Source organism: Nonomuraea sp. 10N515B (assembly GCF_052245915.1).
Taxonomy (GTDB): Bacteria; Actinomycetota; Actinomycetes; order Streptosporangiales; family Streptosporangiaceae; genus Nonomuraea.
The window spans coordinates 170385-192543 of the sequence record NZ_JBQQBQ010000009.1; the positions used below are offsets into that span (position 1 = coordinate 170385).

The following is a 22159-nucleotide window of genomic DNA, read 5'->3' on the forward strand; positions in this document are numbered from 1 at the left end:
CCGGTCAATCCCGGCCGAGCAGCTCCAGCACGTCGGCGTCGCTGAGCTGGTCGAATCGCTCGTACCACTGGCCCACCGCCCTGAAGTCGATCGGCGTCAGAAGCACCACCACCTCGTCGGCCTCCTCTTGCATGGACCGCACGGTCTCGCGGGCTCCGACCGGCACGGCGAGTGTCACCTTGGCCGGCTTGTGCGTGGCGACGGCCCCGAGCGCGGCACGGGCGGTGCCGCCGGTGGCCAGGCCGTCGTCGACCACGATCACCTCCCGGCCCTCCAGCGCGGGCAGCGGCTGATCTCCCCGGTAGGCGCGCACCCGGCGGGCCAGCTCCCGCCGCTCCTGCTCGACCACGTCCGCGACGGACTCGGGCGTCATGCCGAGGCGGTGCAGCAGCCGCAGGTCGAAGACGGGCTCGCCGCCCTCGGCTATCGCGCCGACGCCCAGCTCGGGCGTCGGCGGATAGCCGATCTTCCTGGTGACCAGCACCTCGAGATCTGCATCGAGCCTGCGCGCGATGGGCACGGCCACCGCCACGCCGCCACGGGGCAGCGCGAGCAAGACGGGGTCGTGCGCGTCCAGCAACCGCTCTGCGAGCCTTGCCCCGGCCTCGGCCCGGTCTGCGAAGAGCTCCATGACCTGTGCCCTACCCCACAGGCACGCACTCCTCGCCTCCTGACCACCAGCCGTTCCCACCACGGCCGCCCCGACCCGTCAGCCCCGGCCCGTCGACCCCGCGGCCCCGGGCCCATCGGACCCGGACCCATCGGACCCGGACCGGGCGGCCGGGCCAGGCCACCGGGTCACGGACGATCCGGCCCGAGCCCGGGCGGGCGGTCAGGGGCGGTTTCTGCCTGAGCGGCGCATCTCCTTCGTGATGACCTTCCATTTGTTCTGCTGCTCCTTGCGCAGGCGCGCATCGGTGCGGCCGGCCATCCAGGCGGCCTCGCGCTGCAGCTTCCGCCAGCTCTCCAGCCGCCGTTCCGGCAGCTCGCCACTCTCGAGCGCGGCCAGCACCGCGCAGCCCGGCTCGCCGTTGTGCCCGCAGTCGCCGAACCTGCACTGCCCGGCCAGCGTCTCGATGTCGGAGAAGACGAGGTCCACGCCCTCTCCGATGTCATAGAGGCCGATCCGGCGGATGCCGGGCGTGTCGATGACGAGCCCGCCGCCCCGCAACGGGATCAGCTCCCGGTGCACGGTGGTGTGCCGGCCGCGCCCGTCCGCGGCGCGTACCTGCTGGGTCTCCATGACCGTCCCCCCGGCCAGCGCGTTGACCAGGGTGGACTTGCCGGCCCCTGACGGGCCGAGGATGACGGCCGTGCGGGAGCCGCCGAGGTAGCCGGCGACGAGCTCCACCCCCTCCCCGTGCAGCGAGGAGACGGCGTGCACATCCACTCCGGGCGCGGCCACCCGCACGTCGGCGAGCAGGTCCTCGAGGCCCTGCTCGAACAGGTCGGACTTGGTGATGAGCACGACGGGCGTGCCGCCGGACTCCCAGGCCAGCGCCACGAGCCGCTCGATGCGGCCGAGGTCGGCGAAGTCGGTGGAGTGCATGGACGGCTCGGCCACGAACACGAGGTCGACGTTGGCCGCGAGCACCTGGCCCTGGCCGTCGCCGGACAGGCCGCCGACCGAATCGCGGCTCACGCCGCCCCTGATGAACGCGGTCGTCCGCGGGAGCACGTCGTCGAGCTCGTAGCGGCCCTCGGGCAGCAGCCGCAGCGCGACCCAGTCGCCGACACACGGCAGCGCGACCGGGTCGGCGGCCGACGCCCGGCGGACGTGGGCGGCGTATTTGACGTGATGCTGTCCGTCGGCCGCGATCACCTCGGCCGCGCCGCGGTCGACGCGGGCCACACGGGCGGGAACGGTGCCGGAAGGCAGCTCGGCGGCGCGGAGATCGGTCCAGCCGAGCAGGGAAAGATCGTAAGAGGACAACTGAGTGAAACCCTTTGATTCGAGAAGGAACCGGGCAGCGTCAGGCGAGCGCCCGGAGGTGGACTGACGGCACGCTGAGCAGAACGACCCGCATAGTCCTCACCTCCTCGATCAGTTCCGGGGCGACTCTACGCACCTGTCCCCAAGGTTGCAATCACATATTGGTCTGGCGTTCCGTTGAACCCTGACCGGGCGGCTCGTCGTACCTCCTGCCGACGGACGCGAGAAAGGGGAGATGATGCGAGCGAGCACGTATCCCCCGCCCTCGGCCGACGGAGCCGCCCCGATGGGCCAGCCACGCTCACGCCACCGGATCCGGCGCATGCGGTCGGATCATGAGGTGCCCGACGACGAGGTGGCAGTGTCCGCGCTCTACCGGGAGTATCACAGGCCGCTGCTGGCCTTCGTGATCCGGCTGACGGCGGGCGATCGGCAGTGGGCGGAAGACGTGGTGCAGGAGACCATGATCCGGGCGTGGCGCAGCGCGGAGCAACTCGATCCTGAGGCAGTCTCACTTATGCCCTGGCTCGCCACGGTCGCCAGACGTATCGTGATCGATGACCGGCGGCGCAGGGACGCCCGCCCCCAGGAGTCGGGCGACGGGCCGCTGGAGAGCATGCCCGTGCCGGACGAGATGGAGGGTCTCCTGCACCAGGTGGTCGTGTCAGAGGCGCTGAAGGCGTTGTCGCCGGCCCACCGCGAGATCCTCAACGAGACGATCCTGCGGGACCGGTCGGTCAATGACGCCGCCGTGGCGCTCGGCATCCCGGTGGGCACCGTGAAGTCCCGGGTCTACTACGCCGTTCGTGCGCTGCGCATCGCGTTGGAGGAGAGGGGGGTGACGGCGTGACATCGAGAGTCGAGCACACGGACGTGGGCGCGTACGCGCTCGGGCTGCTCGAGGCCGAGGACAAAGAAGCGTTCGAAGCCCATCTGCTCTTCTGCGCCGCCTGCCGCTCCGAACTGTCGGAGCTGGCCGGCGTGGCCAGCGTGCTGAACGGGCTCGGTGGTCCCGTGGAGGACGACCGCCCGCCTTCACCGGCCCCGGCGATCGACATGCTGCGCCGCAAGCGGGCGGCGGACAGGAGGACGCGCAGGGGGACGTTCGTGATCGGGATGGCGGCGGCGGTCACGCTGGTGGCCGGCGGGCTGACCGTCGGCACGCAGCTCAGCGGGGGTGACGCGCCCCAGGTCGCGCAGGGTTCCGATCACATGGCCCATATGGGGCCGGCCGAGCAGTTCTACGCCGACGGCCGGCCCATCGAGGGCAAAGGGGTCGACGGGATCACCGGCGGGCTCGTGGTGGAGTCCAAGGGGTGGGGCACGCACGCGGCCCTCAAGCTGGCCGGGGTCAAAGGGCCCTTGGAGTGCGAGCTGATCTCGGTCTCCAAGTCGGGTGAGCGCCGGGTGATGACCGGATGGTCCGTGCCTCCAGCCGGGTACGGAGTGCCGGGGTCGCCCGATCCGCTCTACATGCACGGCGGCAGCGCGACGCAGCTGAAGGACGTCGATCATTTCGAGGTGGTGACCTCGACCGGCAAGAAGCTGCTCACCATCGAGGCCTGATCCTCGCTTTCCGAGCCCTCCCGCCGCTGGTGGGAGGGCTTTCCCGTGCCCCGGCGGAATTTACGGATAGCTGAGTTGAACCGCTGGGCGATTCCCTGCGTACTGCTTGCCGTACCAACCGGAATATCTAGCCCTATAAGAGGTTTCACCATGTCTATCCGAAAGTTCATGATTCCTGGTGCTCTGTTAGTCAGTGTCCTGATCATCGGCCCTGCGCCGGCGCACGCCTCGGGCGACGAGGTCTATCTCGCGGCCGGGCTGCGCGGCGCGAACGAGGTGGGGACGCCGGGAGACGCCGACGGGCGTTCGACGGTCGTCCTCAAGATCAGCGGGAACGAGGTGACGTTCGCGGCCCGGTGGAACAAGGTCGGCGCGTCCACTGCGGGCCACGTCCACGCCGGTGCCAAGGGGGCCAACGGCGACGTGCGGCTGGAGTTCTTCGCCAAGCCGCTCCCCAAGGGCGTGCTGGGCGTCACCGGCACCGTCAAGGCCAGCCCCGAGCTGGTCAAGGCCCTCCTCGACAACCCCGGCGGCTTCTACGCCAACCTGCACGACGCCGCACACCCCAAGGGCGCGGTACGGGGCCAGCTCCAGCGGCTCAGCAAGCCCATCGACCTCAACGGCGTGCTGCACGGGAGCCAGCAGGCCACGTTGTCGGCCCGCGCCGACGCCGCCCAGGAGGTCCAGGAGAACGACGGCAAGAAGCGCGGCGACCAGGACGGCCAGGCCACCTGGTGGCTGCGTCCCGACGGCGCTTCCATCGCCTACACTGCCCACTGGTCCGGCCTCGGCCCGGTCACCGACGGGCACGTGCACAAGGGCGCGCCCGGCACCAACGGTCCCGTGGTCGCGGACCTGTTCGCCGGCGCCCTGCCGGAGAACCTGACCGGCGTCGCGGGGGTGACGCCGGTCTCCTCCAAAACCGTCAAGCGCATCGCCGCGGACCCCGGCCGCTACTACACGAACCTGCACACCGCCGACTTCGCCGGCGGCGCCGTACGTGGTCAGCTGTCCGGCGCGCCGTTCACCCACCCGCGCTCGCTCACAGCCGACGTGCTGCGCGGCGAGCAGATCTACGCCTGCACCCAGCAGCCGTCGGGCGCCTACGCCTTCACCCAGCTCGGCGTGACGGCCAAGCTGCGGCGCGGGATCGACCACTCCTTCGTGACGCCCGGCTCGGGCCCGCCGCAGTGGATCGCCCCCGACGGCAGCGCGGTTCGCGGCGCGGTCGTCACTCGAACGCCCAATGGCGACGGCAACATCCCCGAGCTCCTGCTCAACGCCACCCAGTCAGGCGCCGCCACGGGCCTGCTCGCCCACACCACGCAGATCCTGCGCCTGAACACCACCGGCGGCGTCGCCCCCACCGGCGCCTGCCAGCCCGGCAGCCAGGCCACGGTCCCGTACGGGGCCGACTACATCTTCCTCGGCTGAGGCCGGCCAGGGGGACGCCTCGGTCCCGTCCCCCGGCAGGCCATCCCCGGCCGGCGCGGCGCCCAGTCCTCCGGGTCCCGCCGCCCGGCCACCGCGACGGGGCACTCCGGCCCGCCCCGCTCGCGACAAGCGCCCCGCCGCACACGGAGCCCGTGCGGCGGGGCGCTCTTGGGCGCGAGGCGGTGGAGACCGGCGCACCGTGTATGGCGGCAAGGCCGGGAACCACGGAACCCGGCCAGCGGAACGCCGTAGCGGCGGCGCGCCACTGACCGGGTCAGAAAGCGTCTCCCTGGACGGGGCTCAGCCAGCGTCGGCGACTGGAAGAACCTGGCCCCGCCGTAAAGAAGATCTTAAAGACCAGGAGCAGGGAACTGCGCGGTCAGCTCACTGACCTCGTGGTGAACCCGGCTGATGACGTCCTCGGCGTCGCCCTTGGCGAGGGCGGTGACGACCTCGTCCATCCAGGCCCCGATCTGCCGCATCTCCGCCTCGCCCATCCCCCGCGACGTGACGGACGGCGTGCCGATGCGGATCCCCGACGGATCGAACGGCTTGCGCGGATCGAATGGCACCGTGTTGTAGTTGGTCTCCAGACCGGCCCGGTCGAGCGCCTGCGCCGCCGGCTTGCCGCCGATGCCCTTGGGCGTGAGGTCCACCAGGATCAGGTGGTTGTCGGTGCCCCCGGACACGAGGTCGAACCCGCGCGAGCCCAGCTCGTCGGCCAGCGCCTTGGCGTTGGCGACCACCTGGTGGGCGTAGGCCTTGAACTCGTCGGTGGAGGCCTCTTTGAGCGCGACGGCGATGGCGGCGGTGGTGTGGTTGTGCGGGCCGCCCTGCAGGCCGGGGAAGACGGCCTTGTTGAGTGCCGTGGCGTGCTCGTCGCTCGTGGCCATGAGCATGGCGCCGCGCGGGCCGCGCAGCGTCTTGTGGGTGGTCGTGGAGATCACGTCGGCGTGGCCGACCGGGGTCGGGTGCGCGCCGCCCGCGACCAGGCCGGCGATGTGGGCGATGTCGGCGGCCAGCACGGCGCCGACCTCGCGGGCGATCGAGGCGAAGCCCTCGAAGTCGATGATGCGCGGGATGGCGGTGCCGCCGCAGAAGATCAGCTTCGGCCGGTGCTCGAGCGCGAGCTGCCGCACCTCGTCGAGGTCGATGCGGCCGGTGTCCTTGCGTACGCCGTAACGCACCGGGTTGAACCACTTGCCGGTGGCCGAGACCGACCAGCCGTGCGTGAGGTGGCCGCCGAACGGCAGGCCCATGCCCATCACGGTGTCGCCGGGCTGCAGGAACGCCATGTAGATCGCCAGGTTGGCGGGCGAGCCCGAATAAGGCTGGACGTTGGCGTGGTTGACGCCGAACAGGGACTTGGCCCGCTCGACCGCCACGATCTCGATCTGGTCGATGACCTGCTGGCCTTCGTAATAACGCTTGCCCGCGTAGCCCTCGGAGTATTTGTTGGTCAGGACGGTGCCGGTGGCCTCCAGCACGGCCTTGGACACGTAGTTTTCCGACGCGATGAGCTTGACGGTGTCGGACTGACGGCGCTCTTCCGCCTTGATGAGCTCGGCGATCTGCGGGTCGACGCTAGCGAGAGAACTCATGACTCTCCTGTCATCGTTGACAACGTGCGAAGACCCAGGCGCACGGCCTCCGCTCCTTTCGCTCCCCGGTGGTCGTTCCCACCCAATGCGCCAGTCGCGTCTCGCTGTAGACGATAGCGGATCCGGTGGCGGCCTACCGCCTCCGATCTGGGGGTTCAGACAGATGTGACGGCGACGTTCTTGATCACGCCGAGCGGTCCGAGGTTGACGTCCACCTTCTCCGCATCCTGCGGGAGCCCGTCGAAGACGATGCGCACCTTCGACACCGTGTGATCGAAGACATCCTTGCCGAGCTTGTCGTACAGAGGCGCGTTGTTCTTGCCGACGTTCCTGACCGTCCACTGCAGGCGCGCCGTAGTGCCCTGCCGCGTCAGCGAGTACCTCTGCGGCCCCGCCGGTGCCGAACGGCGGGCGGCCGGTGCCCGCGTACGCCACCTGCTGCACGTCCACCGGGTGGATTGTTCCGGAAAGCAACCCTGCATGGCTCTATTTGGTACGACCCACGCCCGGCCAGAGCCGGTCGACCTCCGCGTTGAGTATGGCCCCGATCAGCACGGCCAGCGCCGTGATGTAGAGCCACAGGAGCACCGCGACGGGCGCCGCCAGGGAGCCGTACACGGAGACGGGTGAGAACCACGCGGCCAGCACGGCCCGCAGCACCGCGGCGCAGAGGATCCACAGGAACAGCGCCAGGATCGCGCCCGGCAGCTCCCGATACCACTTCGTCCTGACCGGCACGCTGACGTGGTAGAGCACGGTCAGGAAGAGCACCGAGCCGATGATCACGACCGGCCAGTAGAGTATGTCGATCATGATGCCGTACTCGCCGGGCAGCGTGTCCTTGAGCAGGGTGGGGCCGACGATCAGGATCGGCATGACGATGATGCCGATGACCAGTCCCACGACGTAGAGGCCGAAGGACATGAGCCTGGTGCGGATGATGCCGCGCTCCTCGCCCAGGCCGTAGGCGACGGAGATGAGGTCCACGTAGACGTAAAGGGCTCGGGAGCCGGACCACAGCGACAGCAGGAAGCCCAGCGAGATGATCGACACCTTGCTCGCGTCGTCGCTGAGCACGTCCGCGATGAGCGGCTTGACCACCTTTTCCACGGCGTCCTCGGCGAACAGCAGCCCCGCCTGCTCGATCACCCACGCATTGACCTGCTTGACCACCGCGCCGCCCGCCCAGGCGCCGATCTTGGCCAGCACGCCGATCAGGCCCAGCACGAACGGAGGCAGCGACAGCAGCGCGAAGAACGCCGCCTCGCCCGCCAGGCCGGTCACCCGATAGGTGACGCCGGCGTTGGTGGCCGAGCGGACGATCGCCCACGATTTCGTGTCGAGCACCCAGCTCAGCCTGGCCCTGGCGTTGGAGACGAGCCCTCGCTTAGGCCGGGGAGGAGCATCTGTGGACGTCATGGCACCCAACGGTTTTCGCAGTGACTCTTCGAGACAGCTTACGTCCCCGGCAGCAGGTCTAGTCGTTGTCTACGATGCGCGCACCCAGCGGAAGGAGGGAGACCGGGATCAGCTTGATGTTGGCGATGCCCATGGGGATGCCGATGATGGAGATGAACAGCGGAATCGAGGTGATGACGTGGCCGATGGCGAGCCAGATTCCGGCGACCACGCACCAGATGATGTTGCCGAGGAGTGAGAACACGCCCGCGTCCGGATCGCGTACGACGGTCCGGCCGAACGGCCACAGCGCGTAGGCGGCAATCCTGAACGAGGCAATGCCAAAGGGGATGGTGATGATCAAAATGCAGCAGATGACGCCGGCCAGGGCGTAACCCAACGCCAGCCAGATCCCGGCGAACACGAGCCAGATGACGTTCAGAATCGTGCGCATGCTTCCAGCATGTCAGCGCGCGTGCCAGCCGTGTCCCTGATTTCACCCTGATCTGGGTGCCCGGCCTTTACCAGGGGGCCCGGCGAACGCCTGGGCGATCTCCATCCAGGCCCGCGCCTCCTCGCCGTCGATCTCCAGTGCCGTGTCGGACAGGTGGACACGCTGGGTGACGGCGAGGCAGAAGTCGAGCATCGGCCCGCGCACCACGGCGGCCGCCTCCGGCGGGCCGGCCGTCCACGCGCTCCCGTCGGGCATGGTCAGCTCCACCCGCACGGGCTCGGACGGCTCCGCCAGGCCACGGACGGCGAAGCTGTACGGCCGGGCCCTGAACCCGATCATGGCCACGTGCCGCAACCTGACCGTCGGCTTCCTGACGACGCCGAGCGCGTCGGCCACGTCCTGGCCGTGGGCCCAGGTCTCCATCAGCCGCGCGGTGACGAACGAGGCGGCCGACATCGGGGGCCCGAACCACGGCACCCGGTCGCGCGCGTTCAGCGCGGCGAACACCTCGATGCTGCGCGCTCGGGCGGCGCGGAACCACTCGCGCAGCTCGCCCGGCGAGGTCCGGCGCGCCCGCACGACGAGGTCGTCCACCGAGGAGAAGCCCGATGCCGCGAAGTCCGCCAGCGAGGCGTTGAAGCCTTCGGGGTCGGTGACCGCCTGGACGGCGGCGTCGTCGAACCAGGCCAGATGGCTCACCTGGTCGCGGATCGCCCATCCCTCGGCGGGTGTGGCCAGCTCCCAGTCCTCGTCGAGGAGGGGCTGGAGCAGCTCCTCGAAGGAGGCGGTCTCGGCGCGGAGATCGCCGAGCAACTCGGCCATGAGATCCACGCGGGCCAGCCTAACCCGAACAACGTTCCAGGAGAATAATGCAGGAGTGATCTGCCAGAGCTGCAAGGACAAGCGTCACGAGGACTGCCGCGGCGGTTCGTGGTGCGACTGCCAGCACCAGAGCACCGAGGAAAAGCCCAAGGACTCGGAGCTCGGCTGGCGCCGCCAGGGTTGAAAGATTTGGACAGTCCCACACTCTGGACCCCGTCTTGGACATCCGGGACCGCCAGGGTATCTTCGATACATGCCAGCGGACCCCATGCTCGTCGGTCGACGCCACGTCGACCTCCAGCGTGTCCGCAGTGCCATCTGTTGCGACGCCCGCTAACCCGATTGTTTCTGCCGCTGAGCGCGTCGCAATCCTCCCTCGCATCCTGCCCTCGACGATGAGGCTTGAGGAACCCTGCGCGCGCCCATGATCCGAAGGACGCGCAATGAGCACCCCTGCCAGCAGGCACCACAAACGCCCGCGCGGCGAAGGCCAGTGGGCTCTCGGTTACCGTGAGCCGCTCAACAAGAACGAAGAGAACAAGAAGAACGACGACGGCCTCAACGTCCGCCAGCGCATCATCGACATCTACTCCAAGCGTGGCTTCGACTCGATCGATCCCGCCGACCTGCGCGGCCGCATGCGCTGGTACGGCCTCTACACGCAGCGCAAGCCCGGCATCGACGGCGGCAAGACCGCGATCCTGGAGCCGGAGGAGCTGGACGACAGCTACTTCATGCTGCGCGTGCGGATCGACGGCGGCCAGCTCTCGCTGGCCCAGCTGCGCACGATCGCGGACATCTCCAACGAGTACGGGCGCGGCACCGCCGACCTGACCGACCGCCAGAACATCCAGCTGCACTGGATCGAGATCGAGTCGGTGCCGGACATCTGGGAGCGTCTGGAGGCCGTGGGCCTGTCGACGACGGAGGCGTGCGGCGACACTCCCCGCGTGATCCTGGGGTGTCCGCTGGCCGGCATCGACGCCGACGAGGTGCTCGACGCGACCGAGCAGATCTACGAGGTCCAGGAGCGGGTCGTCGGCAATCCGGCGTACTCGAACCTGCCCCGCAAGTTCAAGTCGGCGGTGAGCGGCTGCCCGGCGCACTGCACGGTGCACGAGATCAACGACGTGGCGTTCGTGGGCGTGGTCAACGAGCAGGGCGAGATCGGCTACGACCTGTGGGTGGGCGGCGGCCTGTCCACGAACCCGATGCTCGGCAAGCGGATCGGCGTGTTCGTCAAGCCGGAGCAGGTGGCCGACGTCTACGAGGGCGTCGTCGGGATCTTCCGCGACTACGGCTACCGGCGGCTGCGGCACCGGGCGCGGATCAAGTTCCTGGTCAACGACTGGGGTGTGGAGAAGTTCCGCGAGATCCTCGAGACCGAATACCTGAAGGGGGCCCTGCCCGACGGGCCCGCGCCCGAGCTGCCGCGTGGCAGCCGCCGCGACCACGTCGGCGTCTTCCCGCAGAAGGACGGCAACTTCTACGTCGGCTTCGCGCCCAAGGTGGGCCGGCTCGACGGTGACAAGCTCCACACGATCGCCGACATCGCCGAGCGGCACGGCTCCGGCCGGGTGCGTACGACGGTCGAGCAGAAGATGGTCGTCCTCGACGTCGCGCCCGACCAGGTGGACTCCATCGTGGCGGAGCTGGAGGCCAACGACCTGCAGGTCAGGCCGTCCACGTTCCGGCGCCAGACGATGGCGTGCACCGGCATCGAGTACTGCAAGCTGGCCATCGTCGAGACCAAGGCCACCGCGGCCCAGCTGATCGACGAGCTGGAGCGGCGCCTGCCGGACTTCCAGGAGCCGCTGACGATCAACGTCAACGGCTGCCCCAACTCCTGCGCCCGCATCCAGGTCGCCGACATCGGCCTCAAGGGCCAGCTGGTGGTGGACGAGAACGGCGACCAGGTCGAGGGCTTCCAGATCCACTTGGGCGGCTCGCTGGGCGTCAACGCCGGCTTCGGCCGGAAGGTGCGCGGGCTGAAGACCACTGCCAAGGCGCTGCCCGACTACGTGGAGCGCGTGGTGAAGCACTACGACGCGCAGCGCAAGGAAGGCGAGTCGTTCGCCGACTGGGTGCAGCGCGCGGACGAGGCGGACCTGAAATGAGCACGCGAGCGGTCCCCTTCCACTGCCCTTACTGCGGCGACGAGGACCTCGAGCCCTACGAGAGCGACGGCGGCTGGTACTGCAGGGCCTGCGCTCGTGCCTTCAAGCTGAAGTTTCTCGGAATCGGAGTGAAGATATGACGCTGGTGGACATCGAGGTCGGTTTGAGACAGCAGCGCGGCACGCTCGACCTGCAGGACATCGTGGAGTCCGCCGCGACGTTCCTGGAGGGCGCCCCCGCCCGTGAGATCATCCGCTGGGCGGCGGCGACGTTCGGTGACCGGCTGTGCCTGACGTCCTCGATGAGCGACGCCCTCCTCATCGACCTGGTGAGCAGGGTCAAGCCGGGCGTGGACGTGTTGTTCATCGACACCGGCTACCACTTCGCCGAGACGATCGGCACGCGGGACGCGGTGCGGCAGGTCTATGACGTCAACGTGATCGACGTGAAGCCGTCGCGGACGGTCGCCGAGCAGGATCGCGACCTCGGCCCGCGCCTGTTCGGCCGCAACCCGGATCTGTGCTGCTACCTGCGCAAGGTGGAGCCGCTGAACCGGGCGCTGGAGCCGTACCTGGCGTGGGTCTCCGGCATCCGCCGCGACGAGTCGTCCAGCCGGACGAACACCAGGGTCGTCGAGTGGGACGCCAAGCGGCAGATGGTCAAGGTCAACCCGATCGCCGCCTGGACCCAGGAGGACGTCGACAACTACATCGCCGACAACGGGGTGCTGATCAACCCGTTGCACTATGACAACTACCCTTCGATCGGCTGCGCGCCGTGCACGCGGCAGGTCGCGGAGGGAGAGGATCCGCGCAGCGGGCGCTGGGCGGGCCTGGGGAAGGTCGAATGCGGCATTCACCTGTGATCCCCAGGAGGGGACTCGTCCCGTTGGCAGGCGGGACGGCCCCCGGTGGCGTGCCACTGGTGGCGGTGGCGCACGGGTCTCGCGATCCGCGCGCCGCCGCCACCGTGGCCGCGCTGCTCGAGCAGGTGCCGCTGGACGTCCGCGTCGCGTATCTGGATCACTGTGCTCCCACGCTCCCCCAGGCGCTCGGCGGCCTGGAAGAGGCCGTGGTGCTGCCGCTGCTGCTCACCGAGGCCTACCACAGCCGGGTGGACCTGCCGTCGGCGCTGAATGAGGTACGCGCGCGCCGGCCGCGCCTGCGCGTGCACTACGGGGCCACGCTGGGGCCGCACCCGCTGCTGCGCGCCGCGCTGGAGCGGCGGCTGGCCGAGGCGGGCGTGCGGCCCGGGGACCCGGACACGGCGGTGGTGCTGGTGTCGGCGGGTTCCAGCGACGCCAGGGCGAACGTGGTGATCTCGCAGATGGCGCTGGAGTGGCGGCGGGCCGGCTGGTGGACGGTCAAGGCCGCCTACGCCTCGGCCGCGGAGCCCTCCCCCGCACAGGCGGTGGCCGAGCTGGTGCGCGCGGGCGCGCCGCGCGTGGCCGTGGCGCCTTACCTGCTGGCTCCCGGTTACTTCGCCGACAAGGTGCGCCTCAGCGCGCTGGAGGCGGGCGCGGCCGTCGTGGCCGACGTGCTCGGCCCGGCGCCGGAGCTGGTCGACGTCCTGCTGGAACGTTACGAGCAGGCACAACGCCAGCCGGTGTCACTCGCGATCTGAGCAGCGGTTCGCGACGATCCGCCGCGACGGCGGGGCGCGTCAGCAGCCCCCGGGCCGGCTCGGCTCGGCGAGCCGGCGGATCAGTAGCCGCGCCCGATGTCCCTGTTCACGTCGCGCAGCTGCCTGTGCAGCTCGCGGCTTTCGGCCCGCAGCTGCCTGCCGAGCTTGCGCCAGTCCTCGCCGTGCAGCTGCCGCCAGTGCTCGCGCCAGGCCGAGAAGGTCCGCTTCAGCGGCTGCGCCCGCGAGTCGCCGAGCACCTTCACGTCGCCCATGATCGCGTACGCGTGCACCCGCACCACCGGCACGTTCATGCCGGGCGCGGCCTCCAGCACGTCCACCTTCTTGTCGCCCATGACGGCCATCCCGTCGAGGTCCACGTTGACCCCGTCGGGCACGATGATCTTCACGTCGCCCATCACGGAGACGGCCGTGATGTCGACCGTGTTCGTGCGGACCTCGGCCTCGCGCAGGTCGAGCACCACGTCCCCCATGACGGCCACGGCGCCGAGCTCCTGGTCGATCCGCCACTTCCCGCGCCGCTTGGAGTCGCCCATGACGCCGACGAACCAGCGCCGCTTCCTGCCCTCGCGAACGGGTCGAGCTCCGGCGGGCGGCTGGGCTCCGGCGGACACGGCGCCGGCGGCAGGCAGGTCCTGGGTGAGCAGCGCCAGCTCGGCGTGCGTGGTGGCCGTATAAGCGGCCTCCGTGCGGTCGGTCAGCTCGGCCAGCGTCAGCCTGCCTTCCACCGAGGCGACACGGAGCTGCTCGACGACGGCCTCGCGCTCGGCATCCGACGCGCGGACCCCACCGGGATCAGTCATACTCGCAACATATCGCGTCTTGGCCGGAATGCAGCTCCTCCTTTCGGAGGAGAAGGCAGCCAAACTGTGAATATTCGGTATGAGGGGTGAACCCTGGCGGGCCTCGGGCGCGTACCACTCGATGACATGGCCCTAGCTTGGTCCGGGGCGCGGCCGGACCAGGTTAGGGTCCGTGTCATGCATGAGGAACAGCTCTACCGCGCGGCGTTGAACGGCGAGACCGAGACCGTGGGCAAGCTGCTGGCCGGCGGCGCCGATCCCAACAAGCCCAGCGAGGGCGAGGAGGAAGGGCTGCCGCTGTGCGCGGCCGCCGCCTGGGACCGGCACGAGGTGGCCAGCACGCTGCTGGCGGCCGGCGCCGACGTCAACGGCCGGGAGACCGGCGGCTGGACGGCGCTGCTCTGGGCCGCCTCCAACGGCCACGCCGCCACCGCCAGGGTGCTGATCGAGGCAGGGGCCGGCGTGGACACGGCCAACGACGACGGCGACACCCCGCTCTCGCTGGCCGCCAGGCGCGGCGCGCTGGGCGTCGTGCAGGTGCTCCTGGAGGCGGGCGCCGACCCCGGGAAGTACGACGGCGATGGTGACACGCCGCTCGACATCGCCGTCGACTGGGTGGGCGTGCACCTGGAGAGCGCGCTGCTCGACCAGATCGAGCAGGAGGGCTGGGACTACGTCGTGGCCCGGCAGTACGCCAAGGACGGCACCGAACTGGTCACGGTGGCCGGGCAGGCGCCCGACGGCGAGCAGACCGAGCAGGTCCAGGCGCAGCGCGGCCACGCCGCCATCGCGACGCTGCTGGAGGACGCGACCGGGGTCTACACGCCGGTGGAGCGACTCGTGGCGCGGGCGCTGGCCCACCGCGACATCGACGAGGACGCCGAGACCTGGTGGATCGTGGCCGACACGCTGGACAGGCGCGCCGACGAGGAGACGTACGAGGCGCTGGCCAGGTTGTGCGTGAGCGAGGACGCCAGGGAGCGGGAGTTCGGCGTGGACGCGATCGCCCAGTTCGGCTTCGCCGAAGGCGAGAAGCCGTTCCTGGAGCGCACGCTGCCGCTGCTGCAGAAGATGGTCACCACGGAGGGCAACCCGCAGGTGCTGCGCTCGGTGCTGGCCGCGCTCGGCCACCAGGGCGACCCGCGGGCGTTGCCGGCCGTCCTCGACATCATCGGCCGCCCGGGGCACAAGCGCACGATGACGGACGCCATCGCGCTGGCCGACGTGCTGCCGCCGGACCACGAGGAGGGCCTGGCGCTGCTGATCGAGATGACCGAGGAGGACGAGGCCGAGGTGCGCGACTGGGCCACCGCCGGGCTCGCCGGGCTGGAGGCCGACACGCCGCGCATCCGCGAGGCCCTGGCGGCCCGGCTCGCCGACTCGGACCTGCGCACGGTGGCCGAGGCCACGCGCGGGCTCGCCATCCGCGGGGACGACCGGGCCGCGCGAGGCGCCGAGCGGGTGCTGGCCGAGAGCGACGACGATTACGCCAGAGACCTCGTCACGCAGCAGTAGAGGGTCCCTCAGTCGCCGTTGAGCACGCGGGTCACCCATTCCAGGGTGCCCGTGCGCAGGGCCTCCTCCGCCAGGCGCTTGCCCGTCGGGGTCGTGAGGGCGGCCAGCGAGCTGTCGATCCAGCCCTGGACGTTCTGGTGCCCCTGCTCGCGGTATTCGACGGCCTGGAGCAGGCACTCCAGCTTGTCGGCGTCCCGCGCGCAGACGGCCTCGACGCTGGCCTTCTCCTCGTACTCCGCGACGGCGTCGCGCATCATGTCCGCCACCGGCTCCGGCACGCCCCGCACCTGGTCGGCGGTGACCTCCTCGTTGGGCGCCACGGTGAGGTAGCGCTTGCCGATGTACGGGATGTCGGTGATGCGCGTCTCCTGCGTGTCGTGGAACAGGGCCATGAACGCGGCCCGCTCCGGATCACCGCCTTCGAGCTTGGCGATCATCCCCGCGATGATCGCCGCGCGGAAGGAGTGCTCGGCCACGCTCTCCGGGTCGCGCACGCCGGCGACGTGCCACCCGGTCCGCTTGTAGCGCTTGAGCAGCCCGAACTCGTACAGCAGCCCTGCCAGCCCCGTCTCATCGCCCGTCACGATGACCCCCTCTCGTCATGCACAGGGCCTTAGAGCTTAAACGACGTTTCCGGCTGCCGCCGAGCGACGGTCGCGGCGCCTGGTCGGCGGCGCGCCGGCGAGGACAGAGGACGGCGGCAGATGCTCTAAATTACGCCAAATGCCGCGACCATTCTTCTGGCCGCGGCATTTGGCATTTCGGCGGATTCGAGGAGGCGATTCTCCGCACTACTCGTCCGCCGTCATGCCCATGCGGTTCGTCCCGCTGGACGCACGAATCGTCCGGCTCATGGCGTTCGCGTGTCGTTGTGTGATGCCCGCCCGGCCCCGTAGGGCCGGGCGGTCCTGAGTCGTCCCAGGCCGTCCTAGTCGTGGTCTCCGTAGTGGTGCCAGGACCCGTGGTGGTGTCCGTAGTAGCGGCCGTAATAGTCCCGGTTACCGTGGTGCCAGCCGGGATGGTAGCGCCAGACGGGGTTCTGGTAGCGCCACCAGCCGTAACGGCAGCGGTAGTTCCACGCGCAATACTGCGGCGGGGTCTCGTGCGAGCTGACCGAGACCTCGGTCGTGGCGGTGGTGCTCGCGCCGGCCACCCCCTGACCGACGGGAAGGAACATGACCCCGGCGGCCGCGGTGGCCAGGGCCAGTGTCGCGACACGCCCAAGGCTTCGCGTGCGCGGTTGCCGACTTTCGGTGTTCTCGTGCATTCGACTTCCATTCATGGATAGATCGGCCGCGAATCCGGCGCCCGAATGCCGTGGGACGCCGGACGGAAACAGAATTACCCATCCACGAAATCGAAGGTAACCTCTCCGAACCTCAACAACGCGTCAAATCCCTGGCGCTACCCGAGGGAGTTGCCAAACAACGATTTCCTTTTCGTTTGCGCGCCGTGCGGCGTGTCGCCGCGCTTTTTCGCCTCGCACGGCCCCGCATGGCCGGACGCCTCGGCTGGCCGGAGGCGGCACCGCAGGACGGGGGCGTGGGCCGCCGGCGCATGCTTCGCCCTCAGCACGGGCCTCGCCCCCACGGACGCCGCCCTCAGCACGGCCCCCGCCCTCACAGATGCCGCGGTCAACACGGGCCCCACCCTCACGCATACCACGCTCAGCACGGCCCCGCCCCCACGCATGCCACGCTCAGCACGGAGCCGTCGCCCTCACGCATGCCACGCTCAACACGGGCTCCCCCTCACGCATGCCCCGCTCAGCATGGAGCCGCGTCCTTGCAGGCCGATGCCGCCATTGCCAGGGGATCGGTCGGGGACGGGGCAGGCGCAGGCCGGCGTCACAGGCAGGGGCCAGACAGGGGCCTGGGCCACGAGCCGGGCAGGGCCGGGGTCAGGGGCCGGACAGGGCGGGGGCCGTGGACAGGACGTCCCTGGCCAGGGCCAGGTCGCCGGCCACCTCCGCCGGGAAGTCCGCCGGATCTCCCCTGCCGCCCAGCAGGAAACAGAACTTGATCACGTCCGCGCTGATGTGCGCGTCCGGTTCACCGGGCGCGCTCTCCTCCACGCCCAGCGGCAGTACCCACTCACCGCCGCCCGGGCCGGTCAGCGTCAGGTGGAGCGTGCGTCCGGCGCCGTTCATGCCGGAGAAGAGCATCGTCCAGGGCAGCAGGCGGGCGCACAGGTCCGCGGTCGGCCGGATGTGCTCGGGGATCGGGTCGGGGAGCCGGAGGCCGGCCGTCTTGGCGGCGTCGTCGGTGTGGATCCACGTCTCCAGGCCCCTGGCCAGGATCTGGTCGCTCACCGGGACCTCCATGCCGTCCAGGGTGGCCGGCGTGGCCGGCGGCAGCTCCGCCAGGTGGCGGCAGAGCGCGTCGGCCTGCGCCCGCCAGTCCCGTCGCGTCTGCTCGGGGCTGCGGGCCCGCTCGTACGCCTGCACGTCGTGCGTACGTCCCAGGGAGTCGGCCGCCCCGATGGGCGGGCCGAGCACGGGGGCGCCCACGGAAGCGGCGAGGAGGCCGTCCTTGGCGGCCAGGTGCGCGACGAGCTCCTGTAGTGTCCAGCCCTCGACGATGACGCGTGACCAGTCGTCGTCCACGGCCGAGGCGAGCAGTGCGTCCATCGCGGCCACGCGGCCCGCGTACGGGGCCGCCCAGACGGCGGTGGGAGCCGCGGGCCTGCGCCGCGCACGGGCCCCGGCCAGGAGCTGGGGCCGCACCGAGCCCGCCGGCACCACCGGCTCCTCCATCAACGCGTCCAGGTAAAGACGCTCGACGGGGTCCATCACACCTCTTCCTCCGCCAGCGCGTCCGCCAGCCGCCTCAGGGCCAGCCGGATGCGCGACTTGGCCGTGCCCTCGGGCACGCCCAGTTCCTCGCCGACCTGCCGATATGTTCTGCCCCCGAAGTAGGCTAACTCGATCGCCTGCCGGAGGCCGTCGGGCAGTGACGTGACGGCCTGCCGCACCCGCGCGGCCTCGTCGGCGGCGAGCACGGTGTCCTCCAGCCTGGCCGGCTCCCGCTCGAACAGCCGGGGCCCCAGGGCCGACACCCGCCGCCGCTCCTCGGCGCGCACGTGGTCGACCGCCCGGCGGTGCGCGATCGTCGCGAGCCAGGCGCGCAACGTGCCGCGATCCGGGTCGTAGGCCAGCGGCCTTTCCCAGAAGACCAGGAACACTTCCTGCGTGATGTCCTCGGCGATCACCCGGTCCCTGGTGACCCGCAGGGAGAGACCGAAGATCAGCGAGGAGAACCGATCGTAGATCTCTCCCAGCGCGGACTCATCGCCGCCGACCACCCGCTGATGCAGCAGCCGGTCGTCGTACGGTGCCTCCACTGGCACCACACTCCCGTTTTATCCGGACCAAGGCGGCAGATGCGCCGCGACCCGAGCATGCCATTATTCGTCGGAAAAGTAGAGCCGGATGAAGCGCGCACCACACTTTGTGAGCCGTTGATCGGACCACGATAGGGTCGGAAGTCCACGACGGAGGGAGCACATAGCCATGGCCACCACACGCACCGCCACTACCCAGTGGAAGGGCGCCCTGCTCGACGGCTCGGGCACCGTCTCGCTGGACACCTCGGGCGTCGGCACGTTCGAGGTCTCCTGGCCCTCCAGGGCCGAGGCGGCCAACGGCAAGACCTCGCCGGAGGAGCTCATCGCGGCCGCCCACTCGTCCTGCTTCTCGATGGCGCTCTCGCACGGCCTGGCCGGCGCCGGCACGCCGCCGGAGTCGCTGCAGACGAGCGCGGACGTGACGTTCCAGCCGGGTGAGGGCATCACCGGCATCGTGCTCACCGTGAAGGGTCACGTCCCCGGCATCACGGCTGAGCAGTTCCAGGAGGCGGCCGAGACCGCCAAGGCCAACTGCCCGGTCAGCAAGGCGCTGACGGGCACCACGATCTCCCTCAAGGCCGAGCTGCTCTGACGCTCCTCCGCCCGCCCTCGGCACCGTTGCCGGTCTCCCCTCCGAGACCGTCCGCGGCGCCGCGGGGCGAGCCGAGCCGTTCCTGCGCCGTTTCACGCGACGCAGGGCGCCGGCGATCGGGGCCCGTAGGTGTCCTGGTCGTGAGGCCATCGGCTCATTGAGGACCAAGAGCGGTTTTCCCGTGCGACAATTGGGCCACATGCGCGAGGTCTGGCCGGGCGAGCCCTATCCACTCGGCGCCACCTGGGATGGTGTTGGCACCAGTTTTTCGGTGTTCTCCGAGGTCGCCGAGCGGGTCGAGCTGTGCCTTTTTCAGGATGACGGCACCGAAGAGCGGGTGGATCTGCCCGAGGTCGACGGTTTCGTCTGGCATGGCTACCTGCCGGGGATCCAGCCGGGCCAGCGATACGGCTACCGCGCGCACGGCCCCTACGACCCGTCGCAGGGACACCGGTGCAACCCGGCCAAGCTGCTGCTCGACCCCTACGCCAAGGCCATCGACGGCGAGCTGACCTGGAACCAGGCGCTGTTCCCCTACTACTTCACCGATCCCTCCCGGCGCAACACCGAGGACAGCGCGCCCTACATGCCGAAGAACGTGGTCATCAACCCGTTCTTCGAGTGGGGCAACGACCGGCCGCCGCGCATCCCCTACCACCAGACGGTGATCTACGAGGCCCACGTGCGCGGGCTCACCATGCGGCACCCCGACGTGCCGCCGGACCTGCGGGGCACGTACGCCGCCGTGGGGCATCCGGCGATCATCGATCACCTGCTGTCGCTGGGGGTCACGGCGGTCGAGCTGATGCCGGTGCACCACTATGTGCCGGAGCACTTCCTGGTGGCGCGCGGGCTGACGAACTACTGGGGCTACAACACCATGGCCTACCTGGCGCCCCACGGCCGCTACTCCAGCGCGGGCACGCGGGGGCAGCAGGTGCTGGAGTTCAAGGCCATGGTGCGGGCGCTGCACGAGGCGGGCATCGAGGTCATTCTCGACGTGGTCTACAACCACACCGCCGAGGGCGACCACATGGGGCCCACGCTGGGGTTCAGGGGGATCGACAACGCGGCCTACTACCGGCTGCACGACGGCGACCGGCGCTACTACCTCGACTACACCGGGTGCGGAAACTCGCTCAACGTGCGCTCGCCGCACGCGCTGCAGCTGATCATGGACTCGCTGCGCTATTGGGTGCTGGAGATGCACGTCGACGGGTTCCGCTTCGACCTGGCGTCGGCGCTCGCGCGCGAGCTGCACGACGTGGACCGGCTGAGCGCCTTCTTCGACCTGATCCAGCAGGACCCGGTGATCTCCCAGGTCAAGCTGATCGCCGAGCCCTGGGACGTCGGCCCGGGCGGCTATCAGGTCGGAAACTTCCCGCCCTTGTGGACGGAGTGGAACGGCAAATATCGCGACATCGTGCGCGATTTCTGGCGCGGTACGCATTCCGCCCTCCCGGAGTTCGCCTCGCGCCTGACCGGCTCCGCGGACCTCTACGAGTCGTCCGGCCGCCGTCCGGTCGCCTCGATCAACTTCGTGACCTGCCACGACGGGTTCACGCTGGCCGACCTGGTGTCGTACGACCACAAGCACAACGAGGCCAACGGCGAGGACAACCGCGACGGCACCAACGACAACCGCTCATGGAACTGCGGCGCGGAGGGTCCGGTCGAGGACCCCGGCATCGTCACGCTCCGCCGTCGCCAGCGCCGCAACTTCCTGGCCACGCTGTTCCTGTCGCAGGGCGTGCCGATGTTGTCCCACGGCGACGAGATCGGCCGCACCCAGCGCGGCAACAACAACGCCTACTGCCAGGACAACGAGCTGGCATGGGTGGACTGGTCGATGGTGCACGCCGAGTCCGACCTGCTGGAGTTCGTCCGCGTGCTGTCGAAGCTGCGCCGCGAGCACCCGGTCTTCCAGCGCCGCCGCTTCTTCCAGGGCCGCCACCCCGACAACGGCGCCCGCGACCTGGTCTGGCTCACGCCGGGCGGTGCGGAGATGACGGCGGGCGACTGGCACATCAGCTACGCCAAGTCGCTCATGGTCTACCTCAACGGCGAGGCGATCACCGAGCCGGGGCCGCGGGGCGAGAAGATCGTGGACGACTCGTTCCTGCTGCTGATCAACGCGCACCACGAGAACATGTCGTTCACGCTGCCCGGCGAGGAGTTCGGCACCGAGTGGCTGCCCGTCCTCGACACCAGCCACGACACGGTGGAGGACGCGTTCGGGGAGGACGAGTGGCACGGGGGCGACGTGGTGGCCGTCACGGCCCGCTCCCTCCAGGTGCTCAGGCGCCCGCGCCCAGGCAGGTAGGGGAGCTCAGAAGACGCGTGCCGCGCTGGCCGCGAGGAACACCAGCACGAACGTCGCCACTCCGGCCAGCCCGTGCAACGTCACCGCCAGCGCGGGGAACCCCGGGCCGCCCTTCTCGTGCCGGCCCGCCCCGAGCCATCGCGTGAACATCGCGAACCCCAGCAGCGCGGCCGCCGCCAGTCCCCCGAACGCCACCCACGCCAGCACCCGGCTCCCCGTGACCAGGGCGCCCACCCAGCACACCAGCGCCGACACCGCGAGCACCGGATGGGAGAAGACCAGCGTCGCCGGGAAGCGGGTGACCTTGGCCCGGCGCATGCCGCCTCCTGAGAGCCAGTGCCAGAGCAGGTGCAGCCCCGCGACTGCGGCGATCGTCCACGTCCCGGCGGTGACCAGACCCACGGGGCCCTCCCCTGTCCGTCCCATCCCTGTTGTCACGTTAAGCCGAGAGTCGCCGGTATGTCTCCGCATACACGAAAGCGGCACCTGCCGGAAAGCTCGCCATCCGCGGAGGCCGGCGCCCGCGTGCGCCCCGGACCCGGCAGCCTCCCCGCCTCGCCATCACTTGGGCCCGGCAGGGTGGTGAACGGAACGCCTCGCAGGCCGGGACCGGCG

At 70.2% G+C, this 22159-nt stretch carries 23 protein-coding genes and 1 riboswitch; of the genes, 10 read left to right on the forward strand and 13 right to left on the reverse strand.

All coding sequences use genetic code 11. The features are described 5' to 3' along the window. Positions 1–4 precede the first annotated feature (4 nt). A complete protein-coding gene (locus ACTWQA_RS15970; RefSeq protein WP_443160003.1) occupies positions 5–631 on the reverse strand; it encodes a phosphoribosyltransferase in 627 nt (208 codons plus the stop codon). 201 nt (positions 632–832) lie between these two features. Continuing rightward, positions 833–1933, reverse strand: a complete 1101-nt coding sequence (gene rsgA, locus ACTWQA_RS15975) for a ribosome small subunit-dependent GTPase A (protein WP_443160004.1) — start codon at positions 1931–1933, stop codon at positions 833–835. Between the two features lie 322 nt (positions 1934–2255). Here rsgA and ACTWQA_RS15980 point away from each other — a divergent pair, with 322 nt between their 5' ends. The 3 genes from ACTWQA_RS15980 (at position 2256) to ACTWQA_RS15990 (ending at position 4933) form a co-directional block, all read left to right on the forward strand. Continuing rightward, on the forward strand, positions 2256–2783 hold the full coding sequence (locus ACTWQA_RS15980) for a sigma-70 family RNA polymerase sigma factor (protein WP_305922706.1): 528 nt from the start codon (positions 2256–2258) through the stop codon (positions 2781–2783). Continuing rightward, entirely contained in the window at positions 2780–3499 is a 720-nt protein-coding gene (locus tag ACTWQA_RS15985; RefSeq protein WP_443160005.1) for an anti-sigma factor family protein, read from the forward strand. Before ACTWQA_RS15980 ends, ACTWQA_RS15985 begins: the two co-directional genes overlap by 4 nt. 150 nt (positions 3500–3649) lie before the next feature. Further along, on the forward strand, positions 3650–4933 hold the full coding sequence (locus ACTWQA_RS15990) for a CHRD domain-containing protein (protein WP_443160006.1): 1284 nt from the start codon (positions 3650–3652) through the stop codon (positions 4931–4933). A gap of 350 nt (positions 4934–5283) precedes the next feature. Here ACTWQA_RS15990 and glyA read toward each other — a convergent pair whose 3' ends face one another. The 5 genes from glyA to ACTWQA_RS16015 form a co-directional block, all read right to left on the reverse strand. After that, positions 5284–6534: a serine hydroxymethyltransferase gene (gene glyA / locus ACTWQA_RS15995; protein WP_327590578.1), complete on the reverse strand. Its 1251-nt coding sequence runs from the start codon at positions 6532–6534 to the stop codon at positions 5284–5286. Between the two features lie 25 nt (positions 6535–6559). After that, positions 6560–6642: riboswitch (ZMP/ZTP riboswitch) on the reverse strand. A 47-nt stretch (positions 6643–6689) separates the two neighbouring features. Next, positions 6690–7016 (reverse strand): hypothetical protein, encoded by a 327-nt coding sequence (locus ACTWQA_RS16000; RefSeq protein ID WP_443160007.1) that lies wholly within the window; start codon positions 7014–7016, stop codon positions 6690–6692. A 4-nt stretch (positions 7017–7020) separates the two neighbouring features. Continuing rightward, the gene (locus ACTWQA_RS16005; protein ID WP_327590577.1) at positions 7021–7953 is read right to left on the reverse strand and encodes a YihY/virulence factor BrkB family protein; all 933 of its coding nucleotides are present in this window, start codon (positions 7951–7953) and stop codon (positions 7021–7023) included. 58 nt (positions 7954–8011) lie between these two features. Continuing rightward, positions 8012–8386: a YccF domain-containing protein gene (locus tag ACTWQA_RS16010; RefSeq protein WP_305922698.1), complete on the reverse strand. Its 375-nt coding sequence runs from the start codon at positions 8384–8386 to the stop codon at positions 8012–8014. Positions 8387–8428: 42 nt separating this feature from the next. Further along, positions 8429–9208 (reverse strand): TIGR03084 family metal-binding protein, encoded by a 780-nt coding sequence (locus ACTWQA_RS16015; protein ID WP_443160121.1) that lies wholly within the window; start codon positions 9206–9208, stop codon positions 8429–8431. 253 nt (positions 9209–9461) lie between these two features. Here ACTWQA_RS16015 and ACTWQA_RS16020 point away from each other — a divergent pair, with 253 nt between their 5' ends. The 4 genes from ACTWQA_RS16020 (at position 9462) to ACTWQA_RS16035 (ending at position 12948) form a co-directional block, all read left to right on the forward strand. Next, the gene (locus ACTWQA_RS16020; protein ID WP_311132608.1) at positions 9462–9545 is read left to right on the forward strand and encodes a putative leader peptide; all 84 of its coding nucleotides are present in this window, start codon (positions 9462–9464) and stop codon (positions 9543–9545) included. 106 nt (positions 9546–9651) lie between these two features. Beyond that, positions 9652–11325, forward strand: coding sequence for a nitrite/sulfite reductase (locus ACTWQA_RS16025; protein WP_443160008.1), 1674 nt, complete (start codon positions 9652–9654; stop codon positions 11323–11325). Positions 11326–11461: 136 nt separating this feature from the next. Further along, positions 11462–12190, forward strand: coding sequence for a phosphoadenylyl-sulfate reductase (locus tag ACTWQA_RS16030; RefSeq protein WP_443160009.1), 729 nt, complete (start codon positions 11462–11464; stop codon positions 12188–12190). After that, positions 12172–12948, forward strand: coding sequence for a sirohydrochlorin chelatase (locus tag ACTWQA_RS16035; protein WP_443160010.1), 777 nt, complete (start codon positions 12172–12174; stop codon positions 12946–12948). The genes ACTWQA_RS16030 and ACTWQA_RS16035 overlap by 19 nt, the downstream gene beginning before the upstream one ends. An 80-nt stretch (positions 12949–13028) precedes the next feature. On the opposite strand, the gene ACTWQA_RS16040 is transcribed toward ACTWQA_RS16035, so the two are convergent. Next, positions 13029–13769, reverse strand: a complete 741-nt coding sequence (locus ACTWQA_RS16040) for a DUF1707 SHOCT-like domain-containing protein (RefSeq protein WP_443160011.1) — start codon at positions 13767–13769, stop codon at positions 13029–13031. Positions 13770–13946: 177 nt separating this feature from the next. Here ACTWQA_RS16040 and ACTWQA_RS16045 point away from each other — a divergent pair, with 177 nt between their 5' ends. Continuing rightward, entirely contained in the window at positions 13947–15284 is a 1338-nt protein-coding gene (locus ACTWQA_RS16045) for an ankyrin repeat domain-containing protein (RefSeq protein WP_443160012.1), read from the forward strand. An 8-nt stretch (positions 15285–15292) separates the two neighbouring features. Here ACTWQA_RS16045 and ACTWQA_RS16050 read toward each other — a convergent pair whose 3' ends face one another. The 4 genes from ACTWQA_RS16050 to ACTWQA_RS16065 form a co-directional block, all read right to left on the reverse strand. Beyond that, on the reverse strand, positions 15293–15868 hold the full coding sequence (locus tag ACTWQA_RS16050; RefSeq protein ID WP_305922690.1) for an HD domain-containing protein: 576 nt from the start codon (positions 15866–15868) through the stop codon (positions 15293–15295). A gap of 344 nt (positions 15869–16212) precedes the next feature. Beyond that, on the reverse strand, positions 16213–16551 hold the full coding sequence (locus tag ACTWQA_RS16055) for a hypothetical protein (RefSeq protein WP_443160013.1): 339 nt from the start codon (positions 16549–16551) through the stop codon (positions 16213–16215). A gap of 633 nt (positions 16552–17184) precedes the next feature. Beyond that, positions 17185–18075 carry a maleylpyruvate isomerase family mycothiol-dependent enzyme gene (locus ACTWQA_RS16060; RefSeq protein WP_443160014.1) on the reverse strand — a complete coding sequence of 297 codons (891 nt, stop codon included), beginning with the start codon at positions 18073–18075 and terminating at the stop codon, positions 17185–17187. Continuing rightward, complete coding sequence (locus ACTWQA_RS16065; RefSeq protein WP_443160015.1) at positions 18075–18632, reverse strand: sigma-70 family RNA polymerase sigma factor; 558 nt, start codon at positions 18630–18632, stop codon at positions 18075–18077. The genes ACTWQA_RS16060 and ACTWQA_RS16065 overlap by 1 nt, the downstream gene beginning before the upstream one ends. Before the next feature lie 163 nt (positions 18633–18795). On the opposite strand from ACTWQA_RS16065, the gene ACTWQA_RS16070 reads away from it, so the two are divergent. Beyond that, positions 18796–19221, forward strand: a complete 426-nt coding sequence (locus tag ACTWQA_RS16070; protein WP_327590568.1) for an OsmC family protein — start codon at positions 18796–18798, stop codon at positions 19219–19221. Positions 19222–19420: 199 nt separating this feature from the next. Further along, positions 19421–21544 carry a glycogen debranching protein GlgX gene (glgX, locus tag ACTWQA_RS16075; RefSeq protein ID WP_305922685.1) on the forward strand — a complete coding sequence of 708 codons (2124 nt, stop codon included), beginning with the start codon at positions 19421–19423 and terminating at the stop codon, positions 21542–21544. 6 nt (positions 21545–21550) lie between these two features. Here glgX and ACTWQA_RS16080 read toward each other — a convergent pair whose 3' ends face one another. Next, the gene (locus tag ACTWQA_RS16080; RefSeq protein WP_443160016.1) at positions 21551–21946 is read right to left on the reverse strand and encodes a hypothetical protein; all 396 of its coding nucleotides are present in this window, start codon (positions 21944–21946) and stop codon (positions 21551–21553) included. Between the last annotated feature and the right edge of the window lie 213 nt (positions 21947–22159).

Excerpts from the sequence above, each read along its gene's own strand:
- ACTWQA_RS15970 (WP_443160003.1), bottom strand. The coding sequence starts at position 631 with ATGGAGCTCTTCGCAGACCGGGCCGAGGCCGGGGCAAGGCTCGCAGAG.
- ACTWQA_RS15980 (WP_305922706.1), top strand. The coding sequence starts at position 2,256 with ATGCGGTCGGATCATGAGGTGCCCGACGACGAGGTGGCAGTGTCCGCG.
- ACTWQA_RS15990 (WP_443160006.1), top strand. The coding sequence starts at position 3,650 with ATGTCTATCCGAAAGTTCATGATTCCTGGTGCTCTGTTAGTCAGTGTC.
- glyA (WP_327590578.1), bottom strand. The coding sequence starts at position 6,534 with ATGAGTTCTCTCGCTAGCGTCGACCCGCAGATCGCCGAGCTCATCAAG.
- ACTWQA_RS16000 (WP_443160007.1), bottom strand. The coding sequence starts at position 7,016 with ATGCAGGGTTGCTTTCCGGAACAATCCACCCGGTGGACGTGCAGCAGG.
- ACTWQA_RS16005 (WP_327590577.1), bottom strand. The coding sequence starts at position 7,953 with ATGACGTCCACAGATGCTCCTCCCCGGCCTAAGCGAGGGCTCGTCTCC.
- ACTWQA_RS16010 (WP_305922698.1), bottom strand. The coding sequence starts at position 8,386 with ATGCGCACGATTCTGAACGTCATCTGGCTCGTGTTCGCCGGGATCTGG.
- ACTWQA_RS16015 (WP_443160121.1), bottom strand. The coding sequence starts at position 9,208 with ATGGCCGAGTTGCTCGGCGATCTCCGCGCCGAGACCGCCTCCTTCGAG.
- ACTWQA_RS16020 (WP_311132608.1), top strand. The coding sequence starts at position 9,462 with ATGCCAGCGGACCCCATGCTCGTCGGTCGACGCCACGTCGACCTCCAG.
- ACTWQA_RS16025 (WP_443160008.1), top strand. The coding sequence starts at position 9,652 with ATGAGCACCCCTGCCAGCAGGCACCACAAACGCCCGCGCGGCGAAGGC.
- ACTWQA_RS16030 (WP_443160009.1), top strand. The coding sequence starts at position 11,462 with ATGACGCTGGTGGACATCGAGGTCGGTTTGAGACAGCAGCGCGGCACG.
- ACTWQA_RS16035 (WP_443160010.1), top strand. The coding sequence starts at position 12,172 with ATGCGGCATTCACCTGTGATCCCCAGGAGGGGACTCGTCCCGTTGGCA.
- ACTWQA_RS16040 (WP_443160011.1), bottom strand. The coding sequence starts at position 13,769 with ATGACTGATCCCGGTGGGGTCCGCGCGTCGGATGCCGAGCGCGAGGCC.
- ACTWQA_RS16045 (WP_443160012.1), top strand. The coding sequence starts at position 13,947 with ATGCATGAGGAACAGCTCTACCGCGCGGCGTTGAACGGCGAGACCGAG.
- ACTWQA_RS16055 (WP_443160013.1), bottom strand. The coding sequence starts at position 16,551 with ATGCACGAGAACACCGAAAGTCGGCAACCGCGCACGCGAAGCCTTGGG.
- ACTWQA_RS16060 (WP_443160014.1), bottom strand. The coding sequence starts at position 18,075 with ATGGACCCCGTCGAGCGTCTTTACCTGGACGCGTTGATGGAGGAGCCG.
- ACTWQA_RS16070 (WP_327590568.1), top strand. The coding sequence starts at position 18,796 with ATGGCCACCACACGCACCGCCACTACCCAGTGGAAGGGCGCCCTGCTC.
- glgX (WP_305922685.1), top strand. The coding sequence starts at position 19,421 with ATGCGCGAGGTCTGGCCGGGCGAGCCCTATCCACTCGGCGCCACCTGG.